Genomic DNA, 24,968 nt, shown 5'->3' with positions numbered 1-24,968 from the left:
TATTTATGTGTGATTTATCTGTTAACAACTATGATTTGCTTGAGGAAAAATTGAATGCTGGGGGCGTGCGGCATAGAGTGATTTGAGTTGTTTTCTTTATTATTCCTCTTTTTTTTCCAGCTTATGACCATCTAGGTGTCGTTCATCACGTTCATTCTCTTTTTTTGCGATTTGCTTTTCTTTTTTTGTTCTTCCGAATTTAATGCGATTTTCAGACGCTTTTTTTTCTTTTTCCAAGCGAGTTTTTGCCTTTCTTTTTTTATTAAGATTAATGATGTCTACCATAGGACTCTCAAATAAGGATGTTGTTTATACTATAGCGTATAAAAACATGTGCAGTTCAGTTAAATGCATAAATAATCAAGTGAAGCAATTAAGATTCGATTTTAAGATGCTCTAATCCATGTTTATCAAATTCCTGAGCATATTGTTTTTTGACTTCCTCGACTTTTTTCATTCGATCGATAAAGTTCATTCTTCTGTATTGCTCAACTCCAATTGTACGAATTACATCTCGTTCACCCAGCTTCTGAATTAATTCATCCCAAAACAGTTCATGTTCAAAAGGCTCGATAAGCGTATCATTCAAAGATTTTTCATATTCTGCAGTTTCAAAATACTCATTTAACTCTGAGGAAAACTCTATTTTGTCACTGGCATCCATTTCTTTAAAATAAGATAGAAATTTTTGCTTTAAAGCCTCATATTCATGTTGCTTTGCTTTTTTTATCGCACATGCATGTATGACCCAGTCAGCTACATATAACATATCCAGTAATGCTTCATATTCTTTTTTGGTAATATTAATTTCCATAAATAATTTCTTCTACTTATTGATGCTTCAAGGGGGATTAGATATAGGTTAACATACAGTAATCATCTGATGAAGGAAACACTCATATGCGTAATAAATTATTGGCTTTATTCGTGGTAATGGCTCCTATCTCTTGTTATGCAGCTGGTCAGTATTCCTGCACCCCAAACGCTGACAAAGAAATAAAACGGGCAATCACGAATTACATCGTAAAAACCGATATATCATCAAAAGACGTTACTATTTACGCAAAAAAATGTGTTGGAGACTATGCTTATGCCGAAGTAGTCCCCAATAAACCTATTACGGATAATGCCATGGTTTATTTGCATAAAGAAAGTAATGGTTGGCAAATTATGAATTGGGGGACAAGTTTTGATCAAGAATTCTTAGATAAGCTGCCTCAAGAATTAAGAAAACCTTATCCTTAAGTTGTCTCAATATTTAAACGCCTATAAGCAGGGTTTTCTATATCAATTATTCATAAAAGGCCGTTGTTATCATCAGCGGCTTTTTATTTTTATATATAGTATCTGTTAGCAGGCGTAAAAAAGATTGGTAAAAATCAACAGTTAGTTAAAATGCGCTTAATGAACACATCGACTTAAACAGGATGGATCAAAATGTATAGAAAAGTAGGGACATGCTTAAATTATTCCTCTGCATTGCTAGATGTTCGACATGACCAGTTTATAGGAACATTGGGTTCCAGCTCAAATAAGATACTCTGGAGAAAATTCATTCAGTTATTTTGTATTATTCTGTTTTTAGCTATGAATACTCCTAGCTGGGCCCATTCGTTTAGAGGTGGTGGTTTTCATGAGCATGGTGGATTTCCAGGTGGTGGTTTTTCAGGGGGCGGTTTTTCGCATGGTGCTGAAATGTATCACCAGAATAATAATTATCATACAAGGGAATACTCGGGAGGCTATAGGGAAAACGAGTATTATCATGGTTTCCAGGAAGGCCCATCTTTTGGACAAACACATCATACATTGCAGAGATACACACATCCAGTTCATCCTTTTAACCACACATTGGCAGAGATAAATCATCCAGGTGCTTTTCATCACAATGGATATATAAATAAAGAATTTGCAGGCAATGCAAATTGGATGAATCACGGTAATTGGCATAGTGGATACTGGCATAATGGATATAACCACTATTGGGCAGGAAGATCGTACTGGGGATCTGGGCCTTATTGGGGGCCTGGATATTATTGGGGTCCCGGACCTTATTGGGGTTGGGGTAATGATTTTTTCTTTGGCGCATTCTTTGGGGCCGCAATTACCACCACAGTATTTTTCCCTCCAGTCTATACAGAATATTATTATCCTCCTCCCATGTATTATTATCCTGGGCCTTATAATTATACAGTTCTTATTAGCGACTATTCAGTCACGCCCGTACCTCCGCTGCGTCCCGCTCCGCAAAAGGTGGAAAAATGGGTTCCTGTCAAAAATGGCCGCATTCCAGTGAATGCAGTGACTAATAACATTGTTAATAAACGCGCAACTTATTACTGTCGTGTTAAGTTCCATGGGAAGCTATCTTATGGGGTCTTAGTTCCTCATGATGGCTGTTATATTGAAGAACCATCGGTTTCGATGCGATTTTCAAAATATGATATTCTGGTTTCTTCAATAATTAGTTAGTGCTCGGTATTTTTAGCTGAATGAGTCCCCGTTTGTAAGCAAGCGGGTTACTCTTACCTATTTGAAAAATAGTCAATTCAGTTTTTCTAATAAAATAATATCTGTACCTCGGATATGTGATATTTTTCTTACTGTTGTAGCTGTTTCCTGTAGTATTTTTTGTATATCAGAAAATAAATCAAAACCATGATGTTTTAATGGGCGTAATAAAAAATAAGCCTTACCTTGGTTCGAAAGTGAATTTTCTAACGCTCGAATATAATTCTGAAAAGAGCTATCTAAATAAAATCGACAACGATTTTTAAATTCAGAGGGTGAAAGCACTCCGTGACCTGCTAGGAAATAGGGGGGGTTACTGATTATCAAATCAAATTTGTCTTTCCATTTTTGTTGATGTAATTCATCATAATTTAAAAGATGCCAGCGAAATTGCAATTCAGGTCGATTGATGTGAGCCAAGTTTTGATAAAAATATTCAGTATAAATATCTTGGACCTCAATAAAGTCAATCTGTTGGATGGCTTGAAGATGCCACGATAATTCAAATCCAATGACCCCGCAGCCGGCACAGAGATCTAATACACGTAATGAACCAAGGTCTGTGTGGGATTGCAATTGTGTTGCGACAAATCTCGCAAGGTGAATTGAATCAAGGCTAAAATGATATTCGCCAGGTTGTTTGTAATTATAAGTAAATGCATTATTTAGTTCGTTTTGCATACATCATTTTGAAGCGCACAAATGAAGTATTATGATAAACATATAATCAGGATGCGACAAGTATGGGAGTGTATTTCGAAGTGCGATGCGCTTGGTTGTGAAGGATACCAGTTCCCAAATTATCAAGGACTGCTTGATACTAGGTGCCGTAAGTTATTAGGGCACCTAGAAGTATGAAGTGTTATTCTAATCCAATTGATTTTGGTGGGCAAAAATATGCATTTCCTAAGTTTGTGACGTTAGTTTGTTCCGAGCCGCCACTCATAAAACCACCGTGTTTATTAAAAGAGCCACTCATAGAGCCAGTCACTCCTGCGCGATTGGTAACTAATTGAATGTAGTTTGCGCCTAATTTTGCTGCTTTATTCTTAAGATCATTCATTGCCCCTTCTTCTAGGTTACGGTTAGAAGTAAAGCCTCCAGTAAAGAAGTTACCTTGGTTTCCAACAACTTGTCCTAGATACTTACATCCCTTGGGTACCTGATTGGGTGAAGCAATAATACGTGCTGTTTGCGGATCAGCAGGAATAGAAGCACAGCTGCTAATCAAAATGGAAAGGGCTGTAAGAGACAAAATTTTTTTCATGTTTGCAACCTTTGTTTTGTTTGTGATCAAATTGTGCGCACTCATCTTAGTTTATCACTCATATAAATTCAATAAACAGATTTGCGATTTTTCTGACCGAGTTGTCATGAGGCTTAGCATACTTGCTTTATTATAATGATTTGTAGAAAATAAAAATCACAATTTTGTATTGAGATTTTGCTTATGCCTAATGTTAAAGCGGACCTAGCTGAAACTCCAGATGTAGTATTGTGGCTAGTTGGTGACCAATATCTTCCAAATAAACAAGTACAATTACTTGCTTTAAGTAGTCGAAGGGGGCTCAGTTTTTTTCAACGTCATGTAAGCGCAGCAGAACTAATAACCCATATTCATAATGCAAATTACAAAGAAATTTGAGAATCATAAAGGAAAATCCCACGTTAATACTCACACATATTGATTTTACATTTCCAGATGGTCATACGGAAAAAATTAGCCCATTAAAATATGCAATAAAAATCCTTGATACGGCTGTATTAGATGCTTGTCTTTACTCTGGTGTTATCAGCGAAGGGCTTGCTACGGATGGCTCCTATGGTACTGCAATGAAAGGCTTATTCGAGCTTCAAATGAAATATTTGCAATCTTTTCACACCCAAGCACAAACTCGATTGGCACAGATAATACAAAAGGCAGAAGCGCAGCAAATGCGACAAGACAATAGAGAGTTCAATTTTTAATTTCTGATAGTTTGAACTTCAAAGACAAACGACTCATTGCAGATTATGTCATGGCGCCATTCTTTATTCCATCCGCCAGTTTTCATCAGTGGCGATAGAAAAACTGATAGTGCGCACAGACACAAAAAAATTTAAGCTTTAGAAACTAACGAAGCAAAATGATACAATTTTATGTATTTTTACAATAATTGAGTATCTTAGGCATGATTAGTAATGTTTCAAAAGAGTTTCGTTTCTGCTTCAAACCAATGGTTAAATCACAACATGATTTCGTTTTGGAATGGATTCATCAACCACATATTAGTGAATGGCTGCATGGTGAAGGGTTAAAGAACACCATCAAAGATATTGAGCAATTTTTAAGTAATGGTAAGGCTTGGGCTACACATTGGATTGCGTATGATAATGAAACTCCATTTGCTTATCTGATTACTTCTGAAGTTGAAAAATCAGAAGAGTATCCAGAGGGCGCAATTACATTAGATTTATTTATTTGCAACTTGGATTACATAGGTAAAGGATTAGCTGTCCAAATGATACAAGAGTTCATTTTAAGTCAATTCTTTGATGTCAAGATGGTACTGATCGACCCAGAGGTGGCGAATAAGCGCGCCATTCATGTATATCAAAAAGCTGGTTTTAAAATCATTGAAGAATTTATAGCCTCATGGCATCCAGTGCCACATTATAAAATGCAATTGTGTATTGATGAACTAAAAATTTAGCGCTTATTTAATTAGGCAAATGTTGATACTGTCTCTTGAAAGACAGTATCAACCTTATATAAAAGTTACACTGAAATGCTATGTGTTAATCTACTTTTTTGCCAGTTGGTTTCACACTAATTTTTGCTGGAGTAAGGTTGTTGGTAATCCGGGATACCGTTCTGTCTACTCGTCGCTGAAGCATGATTTCTACCATTACTGTTTCATTTGGATGGAGAATTTTGTTAATGTCTGCAAGTGAGGAATGAAAATCAAGCATCCTGTAATAGGCAAGGGCTTTGTCACTTGCTTCAGGATGTGCCTTAATTCTAAACCCAAGATTACCTTGCATTATGGGGGTGTTAATCCCCGATTCCATGATGTCGTAGTCTAGAAAGTAAGTCAGTTTTCCTCGATTACGTTGGTTTTGCTGGCGGTCTGCAAAGAAACCCGTAGGAAGTGCATTCTCGCTGTATTTGGGGCCAGCAGTGAGATAAAGATCATAATCGTCAAGGTGATTGCCTCGGTCATCAATCAGTCGGAATATAATCATCGAATAACGATTAGTGATGTAGTCGCGCTGATAGATAAGTGTCTTTACTCGTTCTGTATGCTCATTGTTCTGGGTTTTTTCAGTAAGTTTTTCTAGCTCTTTTGCCACTGTATTATAGGTGTCACGACTTTTTACTTGCAGGCATCGTAAGACCCATATAGCGGTAGGATGCGTGGTGGCATTAGCCATAGTAACACTACGGATGATTCCCATTTTTTTACCAGAATGTGAACATCCAGGTAGAACTCCGAGAGCCATCGGTTGTGACCTTTTCATTTTGGCGACGGCAAGACTTTCACCGTTATGTCCCTCTTGATGTAACTTTAACAGACTGTAATTCATATTTGCAGCCGTTACCCGTACAACTCCGTCAGAGCCGGCTTCTCCCGTGTAGGAGTTAACCGCATCATATAGTTGGCGATCAATTTTCTGACCAGTAAGTACGAAGGAATAAATGCCATGAGCAGTGCAATCATAATCAAGCCAACTTTCATTAAGTTGCCAGCTCATATCGCTTCCTAGCTCAAGCCAATTAAGTACATGCTGTCCCGGTTCGATACCTTCAAAAAAGCTTTTTATACGACCTAGCCGCGATTTTCCAAGTTGAGCAAGCGCAGAACCATGGTTGGCAGGAGCCAGCATAATCAGATGACTCAATGGGCATTTTGCAAGATTATTCTTAAAGTATAAATCCATCCATTTACGAACAACGGGGCCACCGGTAGAGTGTGTGATGCACGCAAAACGCTTTCCATCGCGCAATTTATCAGCAATTTCATCACGCACTGCATGATCAAATGCACGAGCGATATCGTCGATTTTTACTGTATCGTCAAAGCTGATATAACGCCCAAGATAGATATTACCAACTTGAATATCCAACTTGCCTTCTTTGCTCTGATGTTCAAGCCATTGTGGAAGCTCTCCATAAGTATTGGTATGTGTGACGCTCCAACCATGGACGAAGATAACAATCATAACTTTCCTTAGCTTATTGATATTACAAGGGTCTTATTGAGTAAATCGGATGATATTGGATTATTTTACAATAAGATAGAAAAAATCATATTAAAACATGAGGACTGGTATCTTGTTGTCAGTAATTGACTTCAAATGCTGTTTACCTCTTTTAAGAGGTTGCATTGCCAGCATTGAAGCATTGTGAAAAATACGATACATTCTTTAAAAACAGGAGTTGATAACACAAGGAATATTGGTGATGATACAAACCAGAATTTCCTATTTCTTAGGATTTTTAGTTATAAAAAGTCGTTTGGCTTTTTTATTGATTTTTTCTTGCTTTACGTCTTTGTCTCAGGCTGATTCATTGCGCCCACTTATAGTAGCTACCGAAATTTTTAACCCTCCTTTTATTATGCAAGGAGCAAATAAGCAATTATTTGGCTTTGATATAGAAATGATGGAGGAGATTTGTCGCTATATACATCGGGAGTGTCAATATCGCTCTGGTTTCTTCGAAAATACTATTATATCCAGTATAGAAAAACGTGAGGCAGATATAGGCATTGCGTCCATCACAATTACTGCGGAACGAAACCAGCTTGTCAGTTTTTCGTTACCCTACCTACCAAGTGATGTGCAATATCTATCGTTAAAAAAATGGGCCAATGTTCTTTTTTCTAAAGATGCGTTTAATGGAAAAAAAATAGGCATTCAGGCAGGCACTAATTTTGAACAAGCAATTAAAGACTCAGGCTTTTCTGATGTCCAAATTATAAATTATGATTCAACTCCTGAATTGATTCAGGCTTTAAGTGATGGTGATGTGGACTTTATTTTACAAGATGCATTGTCAGCCCAGTATTGGGCTTCTCAAATTCCAGTCTTTTCGACATTTGGCAAACCATTTGTCTTTGGATATGGGTTTGGTATTGCGATAAATAAGGATCAAAGTAAATTATTAGAGCAGATTAATGATGCCTTAATTGAGTTTCAAAGAAATGGGCAGTTTAAAAAGACCTATGATAGGTATGTTACAGGAGGCTATTCCGAAAGTTGATGAGTAATAAAAAGTGATTCATTCTTGGGAACATAATCAAATAGGATTTGAAGGCCGCATTTTTTATGTGCTCTAATGATCAAATTAAAGAGATGGTTCAGTTATTTAAAAATTACCTGCCTGCAACATGACTGGAGGTTCCTTTTCCTCCGCGTTTGCCAGTTCTTGCTTTCTACCATCGTTTAGTTGTGCTTTCATTTCCTGAAATGAAGGCATTTTTTCTTGCTCAGCCGCCACAAGAGCAGCTAATCGCTCTCCTTTTGTTACTAAAGCGAGAGTGTTGCTTCGTAGTTTTGCGTCAGCATACCGTGGATTTCTTGCTTTTGCATCGTCTAATGCTTGTTGATTACCATCTTCAAAAAATTGTAACGTAGCCAATAGCACATTTCTTTTTTGAAGATGTAATTCATTATCTAAGTCTATGAAACTATGGCAATACTTTAGTATCTCCTCTTTAACCTTATCCAACTTAGCATGAAGTACATGATAATGTGATAATCCGCCTCTTCTTAAGGAAGAAGTCGATCGCATCTCTGGATGTAGTTGCAAGGTAGCACTTTTTTTGGCAATTTCGTCAACAAATATTTTTTCTGTATCGTAATATGCAATAGTTTTGGGTAATGCTTCTTTCAATAGATCCTCATAAGTTTGTTCACTGTTTGCTGATACTTTGGTATGCAGGAGCATGGGGATCTCTGTGCAACTGAAAAGCAATGCGGTACATTGGCTATTTCTTGCAAAGTGAACAGCAAAGTCAACAAATGCTTGACCACAAGTGCGTTCTTCATTAGGCATAGGATCGTTTACTTTACCGGCTTTAGCTTGGTTGATAATTGTTTGTAAATAGACTTGAGCTTCTTCTCCATAATACGCTTTTTTGACTGCATGAACGGCTTTTTGTAAATAGGATTGAGGATCTGGTCCTTCAAACACTCCTGTAGGTAAAACTGATTCAAGATTTCTATTGCTTAATAAATTGGGATATAATTTTTTGTGAGCCGCGTCAGTTGTTCCCAATACTAATACACGCTCACCAGGAGGCCGCTTTTGGGAAGCCACTTTAATTCGATGAGCAACTTTTATTGTCATATCATCAACGTCTCCAAATTTTGCTTTCCCAAGGAGATAATCGTTACCAAAATACGATTTATTAGAATGGCCTGTGTTGGTAAGGATGTGTAAAGAAGTACAAGGCATGTCTTGTCTGGCACTTTTGTATAAACGTAGAAATGAAGCACCATCATGTGCGTGTTCTTTATCTCTAGGAGGGGGCATTGAATACATAACACCCGAAAAATTTTGCATTGCTACTGCAATCTCTTGTCTTTTCTCGTCAAATGGAGCTTTGCCAATCTCAGACATATGACGCACAAGATTTTCTAAGGCGGTTGCATCAGATAATGGTCCTGTACCTCCTGCCATGCCAACATCGGCAGGAGACTTATCCTCTATGCGCTTACTTCCTTTAATCTCTAGGCAAATTAGTGGTCGATCCTGTTCCTCAGGAATTCTTGCAGCAATTTCTACTTGGAGTGCTTTGTAATAATCAACATACTCTGGTGGAAAATTTTTAAACAAAGCAATTGTATGCCGACCTAGGTCTAATATACTGATATCCGCACCTAACTTTGTTTTCATAAGATCAAGCTCTTTATTACCTAATTTAATTCTCTTATAAAAAACATCTTTATCCAACATTGCTTTTGCCCATTCCTGCGGCGTAAGCGGTATACCATTATCAGGAATAGGGGGAGGTGGTGGTGGGAAAGACATATATTTTGGATGTGGCATGTTAATTCTTCAGCAGAATGTACATATTTAAAATATAGTTCAACATTTATTTTGTGTAAAAAAATAATCTTTTGGAGTAGTTAAATAATAAATTTTGTATTTTAAATAGGCAGTTGGTATGATTTGCGGCAATCAAAGCGTGGAGTAAACCCAATGTTGTTAAAGTCATGTAAGTTAATCAAGAAGCTAGGCGCTGGACGTTTTGGCTCCGTTTCTTTATATGAAGACAATTTAACTCATCAGCAATATGCGGTTAAAGAGTTTTTCACTACAAATGCTAAATCGAATGAGTTCATATCTACCACGATATCGGAAAAAGATAATTTTAATCATTTTATTGATGTAATGAAGATTCCCGTAGAGAAAGCAATTATAGAAGACGGTAAATTAATTATGCCCTTTTTTACTGGGAAGGAGCCAACTTGGGAAGAGATTCAAGATTATTTATTAAAAATGTATCAAAGTGGGTTTGTTATGTCTGATCCCAAACCAAACAATTTTATGCACACTCAATATGGTTTAATGCCTATCGATTTTGGTGCTGTGTTTGATGTTAATGATCAAGCGTTTATGAAGAATCCTTTAGCTCGTAATTTCACAGCGAATGCAGTATTCGGTTATTCACAAGCATTTAAGACAGGATCAGGGCTTGGTGCGACTTATATTAAACTCCATTCTGATGAGTTGGTTGTAGTGGATGATGAGAGTAATGGGCTTGATGAAGAGGAAAGTATTGTTCTCATGTTACCCGCATCTGTAAGTCACAGCCCAGTACAAAGTACATCGCATGTCGCTGAGGTGAATGTTGATGCTGCTCCGATAAAGCCCGGCTCCTTAAGTCCGCATGCCTTTTTTAAGAGTCCTCGTAAAGAACCTGCTGTGCCTCCAGTTGCGCCTGGCTTACAGATTCAAGTGGGATAATTTGATATAAGTACTTGGTAATTTATGGGTTCAAGTCTTGAAAGTTGATTGCTAATTCAACATTCAAGATTTGATCTCATAGGTTCATATGTTATGTAATACTAATAAAGTTTGTATTCCCCATTTATTAAGTAAAATTATATCTTGAATATGGTAAGATGGATTTACCCCCTCCAAAGCATTAGGCAAAGATCGTTCTTCATCAAAAAGGAGTTTATAGAAGATGTTATACTTGGAAAAATTATTTTCAGTCGAAGATAAATCGGTCTTAATTACAGGTGCGGCTTCCGGGCTTGGCCAACATTGCGCTGCGTTATTTGCAAGATTAGGCAGTAAAGTCGCATATGCTGATATTAATTCAGAAGGCTTAAATGAAACTGAAGCAATAATCAAAACAACGAAACATCAGCCAATTAAATTGCATCTGGACATTACTGATGAAAAAAAGGTAGAACAGGCTGTGATTCAAGTCACAGAAACTTTTGGTTGCATTGATGTCTTAATTAATTGTGCGGCTGTAATTGAATACAAACCGTTTATGGAAGTAACACAATCAATTTGGAATAAAACATACCAAGTTGATTTGCTGGGGACCTGGATCGTTTCAAAGGCGGTAGCGGCCAGTATGATTGATAAAAAAGTCTCAGGGTCTATTATTAATTTATCTTCCTCCCTTTATCACCGTACTCAAAAGGATTTAATTCCCTACAATTCAATTAAAGCAGCTATTGCACATATGACAAAAAGCATGGGCTTAGAACTTTTAGAGCATCATATTCGGGTTAACGCAGTAGCGCCGGGCTTCATGAAAACCAAAATGGTTGCTGAATTTTTAAAAACTGAAGATGGAAAAAAAGCGATAAAATCCGTTCCTTATGAGCGAGCAGCTGAGTTGGAGGAGCTCGATGGTTGTATTTTATTGCTTGCTAGCAACGCATCGAGTTATATGTCTGGCACAATTATAAAAATTGACGGGGGGCTTGCATTTAATCATATAGAAATCTCAAATGATTAAAAGGAAGGGAATGCGTTTTTTCATCAATTTATCTAGTGTGTTTTTGCTCAGTATTTTGCTGCAAAAAACATTTGCCCAGGCATCGCCTTTGACTTTCCGCGAAGCTTTGGAGATTGCATGTCGCAATAACCCGGAGTTACAAGCAGAAATGGATAAAGCACAAGCTATGCGCGGAGCCTTTATTCAAAGTGGTTTGTACCCCAATCCACAGTTGACCTTAACAGCAGAGAATTTTGGTGGTTCTGGGAGTTATTCAAGCTATGAAGCAGCAGAAACGACTGTCTCTATAACGCAGCCGATTCCCTTAGGCGGTCGTCTGAACTACTTAAAAAAAGCTACTTATGCAGATTATTTAGCCTCTTTAGCGCAAATCAATGTTCAGAAGGCGGCATTATATATGGCGGTAGGGAGCGCTTATGTTGATGTATTTTACGCAGTTCAATGGCATGAGGTGACCCAAAAACTGGTTCGCTTAAATCAAAACATTGTGGCTGCGATTGATAAACGAGTTAAAGCAGGTGTAGGTGCTGAACTTGATTTACGCCTGGCGCAAATTCGATTAGGGGATGCGCGTATCCAAGAACAAAAGGCACGCCGTGATGCGCTCTTCTTACGCGCTAAATTATCACGATTACTTGGTGATGGTCTCCGAGTGGATAGGCCTTTAATTGATAAAGGCTTACCTGATGTGGTTTTAAATTGGCCCGCGCTATTAAAAAAAGTTCCGCAGAGTCCACAAATGCTGCAAATGCAGCTGCAATTACAAGCCAAGCGTGCCACCATTACTGCAGTTAAAAAATCAGTATGGCCTGATTTAAACGTTCAATTGGGTGGTCGACATTTTTCGGATGACGGCAGTAATGCTGCGGTGATGTCTGCTTTTGCCGATGTTCCTGTGTTTAACCGCAATCAAGGAAAGATTTTGACTGCTGAAGCACAATATACACAAACAGCTTCTGAGTTTAAAGGGACGCGTCTAGAAGTGCGTCAAAACGCATACAATGCCTTTTTGCAAGCGCAACAAAGTCAGTACGAAGCGCAGTTGGTAACAAAATCTTTGCTGCCATTAGCGCGTAAGTCAATTAAATTGGCTCAAGATGGATATCAAATGGGACGATATACGTATATTGAATTATCCACTTCGCTCAATACCTTATATGAAGAAGAACGCCATTACCAACAAGCTCATGCTGATTTTCATAAAGCACTTATTCAATTGACTGGTCTTTTAGGTTTGCATCCGACCAAGGAAAGTAAATGAAATTTATAAAAAAATTTGCCTCTTTGTTATTTTTAATTGTCTTTTTGTCGCCGCTAATTACACCCATGGTGTTTGGCGCCGAAGACGAGCCTCAAAAAAATGAATCTCAAGAAGAGTTTGAAAAAGGCCCGCAGGGAGGTCGACTTTTTAAAAAGGAAAATATTGCACTTGAATTGCTAATCTTTGAACGAGGTATGCCCCCACATTTTCGTGCTTATCTTTATCAAGATGGAAAGGCTATTTCTCCTGATGTAGCGAAATTTACTGCAGAACTAACCCGATTTAATGGAAAAAAAGAAGTGGTCACATTTAGTCCCATTGATAATTTTTTACAAAGCGACCAAGTTATTAAAGAACCACATTCATTTGATGTCACGCTTCAATTAATGATTTCGGGTAAATCCTACAACTGGCAATATAATACTTATGAAGGAAGGATCAAATTAGTTCCTGCTATGTTGCAAGCTGCGAATATTCAAACAGAAAAAGCAGAAAGCCAAACCATAAAAACTCAATTACAAGTGGTGGGAAAAATTGTACCTAATCGCGATACTATGGCACCTATTTATGCACGTTATGCAGGTATTATTAAAGTGATGAATAAAAACTTGGGTGATGAGGTGTCTAAAGGTGATTTATTAGCGACGATTGAAAGTAATGAAAGCTTACAAAATTACAACATTAATGCACCTATAACAGGAACCATAGTGCAAAAATATGTCACTAATGGTGAATTAGCCCAAAGTAACAAACCCATTTATGATGTTGCCAATTTAAACAACGTATGGGCTGATTTTACTTTATATCGCAAAGAAACTCCTCTGGTAAAAAATGGAATGATTGTTATTGTGATTGGTGATGAAGGACAACCTAAAACGACGAGTCATATTTCTTACATTGCCCCTCTTGGGATAGAGGATAGTCAAACGACTTTGGCCCGAGCGGTTTTACCCAATGAGCAACGCGAGTGGATTCCGGGCATGTATGTCAACGGTTATATTATCATCAAAGAAAAAACAGTGCCGGTAGCGGTGCCTCTTGCAGCACTGCAGCGTATTGGAGAGCAAGACGTTGTATTTGTCCAGCAAGGTGATTATTTTGAGGCCACACCCGTAGTGCTTGGTCAACGTGATAAGCAATGGGTTGAAGTTGTGTCAGGGCTTGATGCGGGAGAGCATTATGTAACTAAAAACAGCTTTTATCTTAAAGCAGAGCTAGGTAAAGAAGGCGCAAGCCATGAGCACTAAGGATTAAAGATGCTAGAAAAAATAATACGTTTTTCTTTAAAACATCGTTGGTTTATCCTGTTGTTTACAATGATTATTGCTTTATTTGGTATTTATAATTTTCAAAGACTTCCTATTGATGCAGTTCCAGATATCACCAATGTTCAGGTACAAATTAATACCCAAGCCTCTGGATACTCTCCTTTTGAGGTAGAGCAACGGATCACTTTTCCTATTGAGTTAGCACTTAGTGGCCTACCCAATCTCGATTACACCCGATCTTTATCTCGGTATGGACTATCCCAAGTGACCGTGGTTTTTAAAGACGGTACTAATATTTATTTTGCAAGACAGCTGATTAATGAGCGCTTACAAGAAGTCAAAGACAAATTGCCACCCGAAGCTGAAACCACATTAGGACCTATTTCTACGGGTCTTGGTGAAATTTTCATGTACACGGTAACCAATAAGCCCAATGTGCCGCAAAGCCAACGTTACAACCCTACGGACTTACGTACTATTCAGGATTGGATTATTAAACCACAATTACGTAATGTGGAGGGAGTTGCGGAAGTGAATACTATTGGAGGGTTTGAAAAGCAATTTCATATTACGCCAGATCCCTCCAAGTTAGTGCGTTATAACTTAAGCTTAAGTGATGTGGTTGAAGCCCTCCAACGTAATAATGCTAACGTTGGCGCAGGTTATATCGAACGTAACGGCGAACAAAATCTGATTCGTGTTCCCGGACAAGTAAAAAACATTCCTGATATTGAAAATATCGTGATTGCTAATTTTGCAGGAACCCCAATACGTATGCGTGATGTAGCGGATGTTGTCTTTGGTAAAGAGCTACGCACTGGCGCGGCTACTGAAAACGGCCAAGAAGTAGTTTTGGGCACGGTGTTTATGTTGATGGGGGAAAACAGTAGAACGGTTTCTGTACGAGTTGCTGAGAAGATGAAAGAAATCAACAAGTTTCTGCCTGAGGGAGTTGAGGCTGCTATTGTTTATAATCGCACTTTACTTGTTAATGCAACGATCAATACGGTTAAAAACAATTTACTTGAAGGCGCGATGCTTGTCTGCATCATTCTCTTTTTATTTTTAGGAAATATACGTGCCGCTTTGATTACCGCGATGGTCATTCCCTTATCCATGTTACTGACAATCACGGGTATGGTATCTAATAAAATAAGTGCGAACCTTATGAGTTTAGGTGCGCTGGACTTTGGTTTGATTGTGGATGGAGCGGTCATTATTGTAGAAAATTGCATCAGGCATTTAGGGAAAAAACAACATGAGGCACAACGACTTTTATCACTTAAAGAACGTTTAAATGTGATTTCTTATGCAACTACCGAAGTGATTCGACCCAGCATTTTTGGGATTTTTATTATTACCGTAGTGTATCTTCCTATTCTTACGTTAACGGGAGTAGAGGGCAAAATGTTTTTGCCTATGGCAGAAACAGTCATTATCGCGCTCATGTCTTCAATGTTATTTGCACTAACTTTTGTACCTGCAACGGTTGCTATTTTTTTACGAGGTCGAGTCCAGGAAAAAGAAAATTGGCTGGTGCATTATCTTTCAATTGGGTATGCGCGAGTTTTGCGTCGTTGTTTTCATGCACGACGTTGGGTTATAGGGGCTGCAGTTATCTTGGTAGTGTTGAGCTTGTTCATTGCATCGCGCATGGGTGGGGAGTTTATTCCAAACTTAGATGAGGGTGATATTGCCATGCATGCCATGCGTATCCCAGGGACAAGCTTAACCCAAGCGATTGCCATGCAAGATCTGGTTGAAAAGCGAGTGAAACAATTTCCTGAGGTGAAAGCAGTATTTGCAAAATTGGGAACCGCAGAGGTAGCAACCGATCCTATGCCACCTAATGTTGCAGATACCTTTATTATTCTAAAACAGCGTAAGGATTGGCCTAATCCCAAGAAAACCAAACAAGAGCTAGTACAGGAAATTGAAAATGCGGTGAGGCAAATTCCAGGAAACAATTATGAGTTTACCCAACCCATTCAAATGCGTTTTAATGAACTGATCTCAGGGGTTCGCAGTGATGTTGCGGTCAAAGTATTTGGTGATGATATGAATACTTTATTGGAAATTGCAGAAAACATTAGTGCACAACTTAAAAAAGTACCCGGAGCGGCAGATGTTAAAATCGAACAAGTGAGTGGATTACCTCTTTGGACGGTGGTAATTAATCGCGGAACTTTGGCGCGTTATGGTCTGCAAGTTGGTGCTGTTCAAGATGCAATTGTAATTGCTTCTGGCGGAAAGAAGGGTGGGGAGCTTTTTGAAGGAGATAAGCGTTTTGATATCGTAGTACGATTACCAGAGTCGTTACGTACTGATCCTGATGTATTACGTCAAATTTTTGTACCACTTCCCGTATCTAAAGATGATGAGCGCCATTTTATTCCCTTGAGTGAAGTCGCGAAAATGGTGCGAAGTGAGGGGCCTAATCAGATCAGCCGTGAAATGGGTAAACGTCGTGTGGTAGTGAGTGCCAATGTTCGGGGTAGTGACTTAAGTTCTTTTGTAAATATTGCAAAAGAGCACATCGAACAAAATGTCAAAATACCCAGTGGCTATTGGATTGGCTGGAGTGGGCAGTTTGAGCAATTACAATCTGCCTCACAACGCTTACAAATTGTTATACCTGTTACACTACTTGGTATTTTTTTATTACTTTTTATGAGTTTTAGTAATGTAAAAGATGCATTACTTGTTTTCACCGGCATTCCTTTAGCATTAACTGGTGGGGTGTTTGCTTTATGGGGGCGTGGCATTCCGTTGTCAATTTCAGCAGGTGTTGGATTTATCGCTTTGTCGGGTGTGGCCGTGCTCAACGGTCTGGTCATGGTTACTTTTATTAATCAACTACGTGAACAAAAAAAATTTTATTTAAAGGATGCAGTAATGCAAGGGGCTTTGGCTCGACTAAGGCCAGTACTTATGACCGCTTTAGTAGCCTCGTTGGGGTTTGTACCTATGGCATTAGCAACAGGAACGGGTTCTGAAGTACAACGCCCATTGGCAACGGTAGTGATTGGAGGAATTGTTTCTTCTACGTTTTTAACTCTATTGGTGTTGCCTGGTTTGTATTATGTGTTTCATCAGCGACGTCAAAAAAAGCATGGTTTGTAACTCGATGTAATAATCTTGTTTGGCGAAAGTACAAAAGCAATGTTTAAAGTGTATAATAGATCTCCCTCTTGATCTAAAAGAAATCTCATTATTTTTGATGACATTTGTTGTGTCTGATCATAAGGGGGCTAAACAAATATCTTGACTCAAACGCACTAACTAATTGGATATGAGAATATTTAAGTTTTATAAGCAACCCTATGTTCAAATACTGTTTGCTATTATCATTGGCATTGTATTGGGATATTTTTATCCTGATGTCGCTACAAAAATGAAACCGTTAGGTGATGGGTTTATCAAATTAATTCGTGCTGTAGTACCGTTAATTATTTTTTCTACTGTTGTTACGGGCATTCTAAACTTAAAAAATATAAGAGAAGCAGGCCGAATTGGTATAAAGGCATTAATCTATTTTGAAGTAGCAACGACAATCGCAATGTTTTTAGGGCTTGCTGTTGCAAATTATTTTCAGCCAGGGGCTGGTTTAAATGTTGATATTCATTCATTAGATAGCACCAATATTCCTGTTATTCCAGCTCATACTACTAAATTTAGTTCGACCGATTTTATATTGAGTATTATTCCAGATACATTGATTAGTGCTTTTACTCAAGGCAATACACTACAAATTTTATTTGTTTCTACTCTTTTGGGATTTGGTTTATTACGGGTCAAAGACAAGGCGCAACCAGTTATCAATCTCATAGAGCAATTATCTGAGATTTTATTTTCTATCGTTGCACTGATTATGAAAGCGGCCCCCATTGGTGCTTTCGGTGCCATTTCGTATACCATCGGGGCGCATGGAACGCACCTTTTGGTTATGCTGAGTAAATTATTGGCGTGCTTTTATCTTACTTGCATATTTTTTATATTCATAATTTTAGGCTTGATTGCTAAATTATTTAAATTTAACCTTTGGAGTTTTTTAAAACATATAAAAGAAGAACTCCTTATTGTGTTAGGTACAGCATCAACTGAGGCTGTTTTGCCAAGAATGATTAATAAGCTTGAAAAAATTGGATGTAACAAATCCATTGCGGGATTTGTTTTGCCGGCAGGCTATGCGTTTAATCTTGATGGAATGAGTATTTATCTTACAATGGCGATCATGTTCCTTGCTCAGATCTTCCATATTCATTTTGATTTTCAACAACAAATTATGATGGTTGTTATGATCATGCTAATTACTAAAGGAGCTGCAAATGTAACCGGCGGTGGCTTTATAGCGTTGGCTACAGTTGTGACCAGTATGCATGTTATTCCTGTGGAAGGATTAGTCATATTATTTGGGATAGATCGATTTATTTCGGAGGCTCGTTCTTTAACTAACCTAATAGGTAATGGCGTTGCAACGATGGTTATTGCCAAATCGGAAGGTGGTTTTAATCCTACCCTTAATTCACATTTTAAGAATGAGCTGTCGTCCATGGAAGGAGGCCCGTTCGCTACAAAAGGTGAGCGCTTGCTTGATGATGGGATTTCAACAACAATTTCATCTATTCTTAAATGAGTAAAGCGTTAAATCAGCGCTTATTTTAAAATCATGGTTCTAGCTGTGCAGGATATCAGAAAAATCTAATCCTCAAGTGGTCAATCAGTCTTTTATTGTAACAATTAATCATAATCTGCTTCTTTTTTTCAGAGGTCCATTCTGGTCTGTCCCCATCAAGGATGGGTGTACTATAATTATACAATGGCAGTGAATGTAAACAAGCCTAGGACAAGGTATGTCTCAATCAAAAAGAGATGCAGCAAGTGCTGCTGCAAGCCAGATGCCGGATATAGAGCCGTTTTCATTAGAATCTCTTCCCTTTGAGGTTTTGGTTCATATTTTTGATGAACTACCTCCTGAAGCAGTTGTGTTGTATTTTTCTCTGAATCACAATTTTATTGAATTAGCTAAAGCAGAGGATTATTGGAGGGGTGTGCATGCGAAACATCTTCCTCAAGAAGAACATGAACGCATGCTTAGTTCTCCTGATGCTCATTGGCATCATCAGGTTCTTGCGAACGTGCTAGATAAGCAACTTCCCCTGCCTATAAGAGAATTATTTTTCTATGCACACTTGTGTGATTTGAAAAAAATACAAGAAATTTTTAGTCGAGCTACGATGGACAAGGGATGGAAAACTATTTTCACCCTAATTAATACAAAGAACAGGCATGGGGTAAATTTATTTCATGTATTGCATCAGCATGGCCAAGCTGCTCAACCTATTTTTGACTTTATGGAAAGCCAGTTTGAAAATTATCCACATCTCATTACGCCGACTCAAAGAGCGATCATTTTTCGGCAGCATGATAAGTTGCAGGCACTTGTAAGATTCCATTCGGTTAATGAGCCATTCTCTTATGGAATGCAATGCCTTATGCCATTACATTGCGCGGCAATACTTGGCTATGAGGACATTGTGAGAGTACTCATTAAGGCAGGGGCAAGTATATATCAACAAGATGCACCACATGCTACGCGATCCCGATCGCAAGCACTGTCGGATGGTTATACTCCCGTTTTATTTGCTTTGCAGAACGGCCACGTCGGTGTGGTACAAGTTATGATGGAGATGGTTGGACTTGATGTTAATTCTACTGTAGTGGACGTTAGCTCAGATTCGAGCTACTACCCATCAAGCACACGCTATCCGCTGCTTTTTATCGCGGCTAAATACAATCAACCGGAGATGATGAAGTTTTTGCAAGAAAAGGGTGCTCAGATCGATGATCAGAGCTGTTATTCTCTTTCGTTTGCTGCAAGGACTGGGCACAAAACACTAGTAAAAATGTTACTAGATCATGGTGTTGACATGAACAAGCGCACCAGTGCTGTTCATATGGCGGCAGTATACGGTCATCTTGATATTGTGAAGTTACTTCTTCGCGAAGGTGTCACTGTTTTAGGTGATACTCCCCATATATCTAACAAGATGTGTTCTGTTTTGTTTACTCTAAAAAGTTACATTGAAATGAATTTGCGCAGTACGCTCCTTAGCAAACACAGTCTATTCGATGGTGGCAATTCAACCAAAGCGAACTCGGAAGAGTTGAGAAATGTAAGAAAATTACTCGATCAGTGTTTACTAGATTCTACTGAATTAAATGAAGATACATTTCGAGAATTGTGTAATACAGCAAAAATATCAAGTACGGTTTTGATCACTGCACTTTCAAAGGATGTAGATGGTTTGAAGCCAGTGCCAGATGCACCAGAATTTAATTATTAGACCACAAATGCATGAAACTTTATAATGCAAAAGTGTATTAAGAGTTCCATCTCGTAAAAAACGATCATTATTACAATACCAATTACCAGATGTTGGACTATTTTATCAAAATTATTGTGCCTGTTTTGAGCTTGCTAAACTAAATTAACCTACACTAAAAGAATATAGTGTGATTTGTAAATGACATAACTTCAAAGATAAAACAGGTCTTTCTATAGGAATTTTTCTAAAAAGTTAATGGAGAGAACGCTTTGAAAAATGCAGTCCAGTATAATCTGGCAGTTTGCCTTATTTATATCATAACAGGATACATTGGATTGATGATTGCCGTTCCTCCTGGCTATGCTACTGCGATTTGGCCTCCCTATGGGATTGCGCTAGGATTTGTACTCGTTTGGGGCTTGAAAACTATACCTGGTGTATTCATTGGTTCCTTTATCCTCAATATCTATATAACTTTCATTAATGTTACTAACGCGCTAAATCAGTTAGCAATAGTCGCTGGACTCATTGTCGGAGTCGGAACGGTACTTCAGGTGATATTGGGGTGGTGGCTTGTCAAATTTTTTATTCAATTAAAAAATCCCTTGCAGTTGCCTAAAGATATACTCATCTTTGCACTACTTACTGGCCCTGTTTCTTGTGTGGTTGCTGCAACTATTGGTAATATTGGATTATATTTTATTGCTATTCTACCTTCGCAAAATTTACTCACGAGCTGGGTTACCTGGTGGGTAGGAGACAGTATTAGTGCGCTAATTTTTACGCCAGTTTTTTTGATCGTTTTTGCTCAACCTGCAAAATTATGGAGAAGTCGGATAACTCCTATCCTGATTCCACTGTGCATCGTTTTTATAACTATTGTTTTTGCGTATTTTTTTTATCGTCAGTCTGAGATAAAACGAGTGCAATCCGAATTTATGGAAACCACTAAATACAAACTTCATCAATTGACTGACAAGCTTAATTTAACAACTGAAATGGGAAGGGAGTTGGCATTTTTTCTTGCTTTAAAACCTTCAATTACTAACGCAGACTTTCAATATCTTGGCGGCAATTTGTTACAGAGAAACTCAATAATTCAATCAGTTCAATGGGTGCCTAAAGTCACAAACCGTAATGATTTTAATAAAATACATCAGATAAAAATTACTGATAAAAGTACAGGGCAATATTATCCCGAAAAGAACAAGTCAGAATATTACCCAGTACTTTTTTCTTTATCAAAGAGTGAGGATACGCTCCCAATAGGTTATGACTTATTGTCAAATCCCAATTTAAGTAAAATCATTAAGCAGCGTATTCAAGACAAATCTCCCTTTTTTTCGATGGTCTTAACGAAAAAGGGTGAAATAACTAAGGTTTTTATTGCTTCAGCTATTTATATGAAAGGAGAGCTTGCTGGATTATTAGTGTTACAAATCAACTTATTAGACCTTTTTAAAGATACATTTGATAATTTTGTGAATTACTCAAATCTGACTATTCAACAAGAATCTAATCACTCAACACCTAACGCAGTCTATAAGATATACGAAAATACAGAATATTTAAATACAAACAGATTGATTCATATTTCACTAAGCCATTCGTTTTTAGGAGAACTATGGAATATTCAGGCTATTTCATCTCTTTATTTTATCAATTATGAATATTCCTGGCAGCTATGGCTGTCGTTGACTACAACTTTATTATTTTGTGTATTAATGAATATTATTTTATTCATACTTTATGGACAGCGTTATTTAATTGAATCTCTTGCAAATGCCAGATCCTTGCAGCTACAAACTGAAAAAGCCAAAACCAAACTCTTGTTAAATGCTACTGGAGAAGGAATTTTATGGATTGATGCGAACTATAATATCTCCTTTATTAATACCGTTGCTGAAAATTTATTGGGCTATTCAAATGATGAATTAAAAGAAGAGCCTATTTATAAAATTTTGTTTGAAAAAGCACTAAATGAAATATCACCGCCACTGGAAAGTTTATCTGTTTATAAGGCGATCAGTGAAAAAATGGTAATAAAAACTAATGAGTCTGTATTTTGGAGGAAAGATCATAGTTATTTTTGGGTTGAGTATACCTGCATCCCTATAATTATCAAAAAAACAGTTAAAGGTGCAGCTATTATTTTTAGTGATATTTCTGAACGATTAGAAAACGGTATTAAGCTGGCCAAAATGGCTCATACTGATCCCTTAACTAAATTACCTAATCGATTGAGTTTTTTTGATTTTCTTGAGCATGCTATCGCACGTGCGCAGAGAAATAAAAAGCAATTTGCCATATGTTTTATTGATGTGGATAATTTTAAATTCATCAATGATACGTTTGGCCATGTTTCTGGAGATAAATTTTTATCAATCTTATCTGGGTTAATCAGAGCTCAGTTACGTGATACTGATTATTTTGCCCGAATTGGTGGCGATGAATTCGGCCTTATTTTCGAAGAAGCATATCAAACCCATGATTTGATAAAAATTCTCAAACGGATTTTAATGACTTTTGATAAACCAATTTTAATCGATAATCAGTATATGAAGGCCTCTTTAAGCATAGGGATCTCAATTTACCCTAAAAATGGCAAAGATCCTGAAACATTGTTTAAGAACGCTGATATTGCCATGTACCAGGCTAAAGAATTGGGTAAATCGACATTTTCTTTTTATAGCGAGTATGCTAATGAGAGAGCACTAAAATATAATCAAATTGAATTAGCCTTGCTTCAGGCAATTAGAGAAAAAAGATATCACGTGTTCTATCAGCCTATGGTACATACAGTCAGCCGCAAAATTGTAGGAGTTGAAGCATTATTAAGATGGGAAGATGAAATGCTGAAAAGTTTACCTCTGGTAGAATCTTTATTAATAGCAGAGGATAGGGGAATCATATATGAACTTGGACAACTTATATTGCAGCTATCATTTAATGAGTATCAGGAAATTAGTAAAAATAGACCCAACCTTCATTTAGCTATTAATATCTCAATAAAACAACTTGAAAGTACTTCATTTACCACCCTTGTTAAGGATTTGCTGAACCAATATCAGATCAATCCGAAAAAAATCTATTTTGAGATTAAAGAAGCTTATTTTATAAAAGATCCTGACAAAATAATAAGCAATATGATGGTCATCAGTAATTTTGGAATTCGCTTTGTTTTGGATAATTTTGGTACAGGATATTCATCAGTCCATCTATTAAAAAAACTGCCCTTGTCTTTTCTAAAAATAGATCGAACGTTCATTAGCGAGCTAGAAAAAAAAACTGATGACGCGACTATTGCGCTGACAACAATACAATTATCACATGGCTTAGGCATGAAGTCGATTGCCGAAGGTGTTGAGAATGTTGAGCAACTTGAACTATTAAAAAAATGGGGCTGTGCTATTGCTCAGGGATATTATTTTGCGCAACCAATGCCATTAAATGAATTGTTGGTTTGGATGACGAAGTATGAGAAGTCATTAAAACAAAAATCAAGTGAAACATGAGGGCATGAGACAAATTTAACTCAGTAACTCAGCCTCATTTCAAACTCAAGCATTTATTATTGTGAGGTAGGGACGGATCCGGACCGCTCCATAAATACGGCCGTATTTATGTTTTTTTTGCCATTATCTCCGAAAAAATTCTTTTAAAATCAGTTGGCTAGCTGATCAGGTAAGTCTTATTAAATTCTTGTCTTAGGCCTGCTCTTCTTGTTCCATAATCAATATTTGTTCACAATTCGCTCTAATTGAAATTATTTGATCCTTTATCATGCGCATTCTGACTGAGGCACAACGCCTAGCTCATCCTCAAGCTCGATTAATTCCTAAATTGCTAATGAATGATTATAAGGTATTTAAGAATGAGTTGTTGGATGGTTTCATTCCGGTGATGCAAACCCATACAAACGCGCAATTATTTGCTTGTTTACGTGATTTTGTCATGCCTGAGGCAGAGAGAGAGCGACAATGTTTATGGCTTGCTGTGGTGTACAGTCATCCCAATCTTAATCAAGAGCAATTAGTGGCACTGGCACAACAGATAGGCTTATCGCCCATGGCATATCTTGAGGTGAGCATCATGCTTAACCGCCAGGATAATTTAGCGTATGTGCTAGTCCTGCCAGGTTATGCAGAAGTTATTGAGCAACAGGCAAGAGCTCTTTTTGACTTGGCGGCTTACTCTGGCTGTCTTGGCATGCTCACTTATTTGGAGTCCAAAGTGTCGCCTGAGAAAGTACAAGCAATGATTGCGGTTGGTAATTTTTGGCCTTTTAAAGGGGCAGCAGCAAATGGTCATCTCGAAGTAGTTTGTTATTTGGAATCAAAGGCTCCAGATAAAGTACAAGCGATGATTGCTGCTGATGATTTTTGGGCTTTTAGAATGGCAGCAACACATGGGCATCTAGAGGTACTTCGTTATTTGCAGTCAAAAGCGCCAGCTAAAGTCCAAGCAATGATTGGCGCTGCTGATTTTTGGGCTTTTAGATGGGCTGTAAACAACAATCAGGTTGATGTACTCCAGCACTTATTAGGCTTTGCCTCGGTATTTGCCTATGCTGAAGCGCACCAACGAGAATATGGGGCTATTGTTATTCCTTATCTAGAACAACAGA

General features: G+C 37.7%; 20 protein-coding genes and 1 pseudogene. 15 read left to right on the top strand and 6 right to left on the bottom strand.

What is annotated here, in order from left to right; translation table 11 throughout:
• Window positions 1-99 precede the first annotated feature (99 nt).
• Both BGO44_RS18335 and BGO44_RS18330 read right to left on the bottom strand, forming a co-directional pair.
• Window positions 100-285: a DUF4169 family protein gene (locus BGO44_RS18335; RefSeq protein WP_058509553.1), complete on the bottom strand. Its 186-nt coding sequence runs from the start codon at window positions 283-285 to the stop codon at window positions 100-102.
• An 88-nt stretch (window positions 286-373) separates the two neighbouring features.
• Complete coding sequence (locus BGO44_RS18330) at window positions 374-814, bottom strand: hypothetical protein (RefSeq protein WP_058509554.1); 441 nt, start codon at window positions 812-814, stop codon at window positions 374-376.
• Window positions 815-900: 86 nt separating this feature from the next.
• On the opposite strand from BGO44_RS18330, the gene BGO44_RS18325 reads away from it, so the two are divergent.
• Window positions 901-1,245, top strand: a complete 345-nt coding sequence (locus tag BGO44_RS18325) for a hypothetical protein (protein ID WP_058509555.1) — start codon at window positions 901-903, stop codon at window positions 1,243-1,245.
• Between the two features lie 192 nt (window positions 1,246-1,437).
• Complete coding sequence (locus BGO44_RS18320; RefSeq protein ID WP_058509556.1) at window positions 1,438-2,472, top strand: hypothetical protein; 1,035 nt, start codon at window positions 1,438-1,440, stop codon at window positions 2,470-2,472.
• Between the two features lie 72 nt (window positions 2,473-2,544).
• Here BGO44_RS18320 and BGO44_RS18315 read toward each other — a convergent pair whose 3' ends face one another.
• Together BGO44_RS18315 and BGO44_RS18310 are read right to left on the bottom strand one after the other, a co-directional pair.
• Complete coding sequence (locus BGO44_RS18315) at window positions 2,545-3,192, bottom strand: methyltransferase (protein ID WP_058509557.1); 648 nt, start codon at window positions 3,190-3,192, stop codon at window positions 2,545-2,547.
• Window positions 3,193-3,373: 181 nt separating this feature from the next.
• The gene (locus BGO44_RS18310) at window positions 3,374-3,778 is read right to left on the bottom strand and encodes a DUF4156 domain-containing protein (protein WP_058509570.1); all 405 of its coding nucleotides are present in this window, start codon (window positions 3,776-3,778) and stop codon (window positions 3,374-3,376) included.
• A 183-nt stretch (window positions 3,779-3,961) separates the two neighbouring features.
• On the opposite strand from BGO44_RS18310, the gene BGO44_RS18305 reads away from it, so the two are divergent.
• The 3 genes from BGO44_RS18305 (at window position 3,962) to BGO44_RS18295 (ending at window position 5,204) form a co-directional block, all read left to right on the top strand.
• Window positions 3,962-4,156 (top strand): hypothetical protein, encoded by a 195-nt coding sequence (locus BGO44_RS18305; protein ID WP_058509558.1) that lies wholly within the window; start codon window positions 3,962-3,964, stop codon window positions 4,154-4,156.
• The gene (locus BGO44_RS18300) at window positions 4,153-4,479 is read left to right on the top strand and encodes a hypothetical protein (RefSeq protein ID WP_058509559.1); all 327 of its coding nucleotides are present in this window, start codon (window positions 4,153-4,155) and stop codon (window positions 4,477-4,479) included. The genes BGO44_RS18305 and BGO44_RS18300 overlap by 4 nt, the downstream gene beginning before the upstream one ends.
• A 203-nt stretch (window positions 4,480-4,682) precedes the next feature.
• Window positions 4,683-5,204, top strand: a complete 522-nt coding sequence (locus BGO44_RS18295) for a GNAT family N-acetyltransferase (protein WP_058509560.1) — start codon at window positions 4,683-4,685, stop codon at window positions 5,202-5,204.
• A gap of 85 nt (window positions 5,205-5,289) precedes the next feature.
• Here BGO44_RS18295 and plaB read toward each other — a convergent pair whose 3' ends face one another.
• Window positions 5,290-6,714, bottom strand: coding sequence for a phospholipase PlaB (plaB, locus tag BGO44_RS18290; RefSeq protein WP_273199422.1), 1,425 nt, complete (start codon window positions 6,712-6,714; stop codon window positions 5,290-5,292).
• 241 nt (window positions 6,715-6,955) lie between these two features.
• Between plaB and BGO44_RS18285 the strand changes: the two genes are divergently transcribed.
• Complete coding sequence (locus BGO44_RS18285) at window positions 6,956-7,756, top strand: transporter substrate-binding domain-containing protein (protein WP_058509562.1); 801 nt, start codon at window positions 6,956-6,958, stop codon at window positions 7,754-7,756.
• A 105-nt stretch (window positions 7,757-7,861) separates the two neighbouring features.
• Here BGO44_RS18285 and BGO44_RS18280 read toward each other — a convergent pair whose 3' ends face one another.
• A complete protein-coding gene (locus BGO44_RS18280) occupies window positions 7,862-9,547 on the bottom strand; it encodes a hypothetical protein (RefSeq protein WP_058509563.1) in 1,686 nt (561 codons plus the stop codon).
• Window positions 9,548-9,700: 153 nt separating this feature from the next.
• Between BGO44_RS18280 and BGO44_RS18275 the strand changes: the two genes are divergently transcribed.
• The 9 genes and pseudogenes from BGO44_RS18275 to BGO44_RS18235 all read left to right on the top strand — a co-directional run.
• Complete coding sequence (locus tag BGO44_RS18275) at window positions 9,701-10,468, top strand: serine/threonine-protein kinase (protein ID WP_058509564.1); 768 nt, start codon at window positions 9,701-9,703, stop codon at window positions 10,466-10,468.
• A 232-nt stretch (window positions 10,469-10,700) separates the two neighbouring features.
• Window positions 10,701-11,483, top strand: coding sequence for an SDR family NAD(P)-dependent oxidoreductase (locus tag BGO44_RS18270; protein ID WP_162264117.1), 783 nt, complete (start codon window positions 10,701-10,703; stop codon window positions 11,481-11,483).
• A 10-nt stretch (window positions 11,484-11,493) separates the two neighbouring features.
• Window positions 11,494-12,744 (top strand): TolC family protein, encoded by a 1,251-nt coding sequence (locus BGO44_RS18265; RefSeq protein WP_058509566.1) that lies wholly within the window; start codon window positions 11,494-11,496, stop codon window positions 12,742-12,744.
• Window positions 12,741-13,991 (top strand): efflux RND transporter periplasmic adaptor subunit, encoded by a 1,251-nt coding sequence (locus BGO44_RS18260; protein WP_058509567.1) that lies wholly within the window; start codon window positions 12,741-12,743, stop codon window positions 13,989-13,991. Before BGO44_RS18265 ends, BGO44_RS18260 begins: the two co-directional genes overlap by 4 nt.
• 9 nt (window positions 13,992-14,000) lie before the next feature.
• On the top strand, window positions 14,001-17,135 hold the full coding sequence (locus BGO44_RS18255; protein WP_058509568.1) for a CusA/CzcA family heavy metal efflux RND transporter: 3,135 nt from the start codon (window positions 14,001-14,003) through the stop codon (window positions 17,133-17,135).
• A gap of 169 nt (window positions 17,136-17,304) precedes the next feature.
• Complete coding sequence (gene dctA / locus BGO44_RS18250) at window positions 17,305-18,648, top strand: C4-dicarboxylate transporter DctA (RefSeq protein ID WP_273199419.1); 1,344 nt, start codon at window positions 17,305-17,307, stop codon at window positions 18,646-18,648.
• 217 nt (window positions 18,649-18,865) lie between these two features.
• Window positions 18,866-20,359 carry an ankyrin repeat domain-containing protein gene (locus tag BGO44_RS18245; protein WP_273199418.1) on the top strand — a complete coding sequence of 498 codons (1,494 nt, stop codon included), beginning with the start codon at window positions 18,866-18,868 and terminating at the stop codon, window positions 20,357-20,359.
• A gap of 251 nt (window positions 20,360-20,610) precedes the next feature.
• Window positions 20,611-23,856 carry an EAL domain-containing protein gene (locus BGO44_RS18240; RefSeq protein WP_273199416.1) on the top strand — a complete coding sequence of 1,082 codons (3,246 nt, stop codon included), beginning with the start codon at window positions 20,611-20,613 and terminating at the stop codon, window positions 23,854-23,856.
• Between the two features lie 268 nt (window positions 23,857-24,124).
• Window positions 24,125-24,968, top strand: a pseudogene (locus BGO44_RS18235) (hypothetical protein); the annotation flags it as partial.

The organism is Legionella sp. 39-23, assembly GCF_001897665.1.
GTDB lineage: Bacteria > Pseudomonadota > Gammaproteobacteria > Legionellales > Legionellaceae > Legionella > Legionella steelei.
The sequence above is the reverse complement of the archived record's forward strand: the minus strand, read 5'-3'. Positions and strand labels throughout refer to the sequence as shown.

Coding starts and splice junctions, on each gene's coding strand:
- BGO44_RS18335 (WP_058509553.1), bottom strand. CDS start 285: ATGGTAGACATCATTAATCTTAATAAAAAAAGAAAGGCAAAAACTCGC.
- BGO44_RS18330 (WP_058509554.1), bottom strand. CDS start 814: ATGGAAATTAATATTACCAAAAAAGAATATGAAGCATTACTGGATATG.
- BGO44_RS18325 (WP_058509555.1), top strand. CDS start 901: ATGCGTAATAAATTATTGGCTTTATTCGTGGTAATGGCTCCTATCTCT.
- BGO44_RS18320 (WP_058509556.1), top strand. CDS start 1,438: ATGTATAGAAAAGTAGGGACATGCTTAAATTATTCCTCTGCATTGCTA.
- BGO44_RS18315 (WP_058509557.1), bottom strand. CDS start 3,192: ATGCAAAACGAACTAAATAATGCATTTACTTATAATTACAAACAACCT.
- BGO44_RS18310 (WP_058509570.1), bottom strand. CDS start 3,778: ATGAAAAAAATTTTGTCTCTTACAGCCCTTTCCATTTTGATTAGCAGC.
- BGO44_RS18305 (WP_058509558.1), top strand. CDS start 3,962: ATGCCTAATGTTAAAGCGGACCTAGCTGAAACTCCAGATGTAGTATTG.
- BGO44_RS18295 (WP_058509560.1), top strand. CDS start 4,683: ATGATTAGTAATGTTTCAAAAGAGTTTCGTTTCTGCTTCAAACCAATG.
- plaB (WP_273199422.1), bottom strand. CDS start 6,714: ATGATTGTTATCTTCGTCCATGGTTGGAGCGTCACACATACCAATACT.
- BGO44_RS18285 (WP_058509562.1), top strand. CDS start 6,956: ATGATACAAACCAGAATTTCCTATTTCTTAGGATTTTTAGTTATAAAA.
- BGO44_RS18280 (WP_058509563.1), bottom strand. CDS start 9,547: ATGCCACATCCAAAATATATGTCTTTCCCACCACCACCTCCCCCTATT.
- BGO44_RS18275 (WP_058509564.1), top strand. CDS start 9,701: ATGTTGTTAAAGTCATGTAAGTTAATCAAGAAGCTAGGCGCTGGACGT.
- BGO44_RS18265 (WP_058509566.1), top strand. CDS start 11,494: ATGCGTTTTTTCATCAATTTATCTAGTGTGTTTTTGCTCAGTATTTTG.
- BGO44_RS18260 (WP_058509567.1), top strand. CDS start 12,741: ATGAAATTTATAAAAAAATTTGCCTCTTTGTTATTTTTAATTGTCTTT.
- BGO44_RS18255 (WP_058509568.1), top strand. CDS start 14,001: ATGCTAGAAAAAATAATACGTTTTTCTTTAAAACATCGTTGGTTTATC.
- dctA (WP_273199419.1), top strand. CDS start 17,305: ATGAGAATATTTAAGTTTTATAAGCAACCCTATGTTCAAATACTGTTT.
- BGO44_RS18245 (WP_273199418.1), top strand. CDS start 18,866: ATGTCTCAATCAAAAAGAGATGCAGCAAGTGCTGCTGCAAGCCAGATG.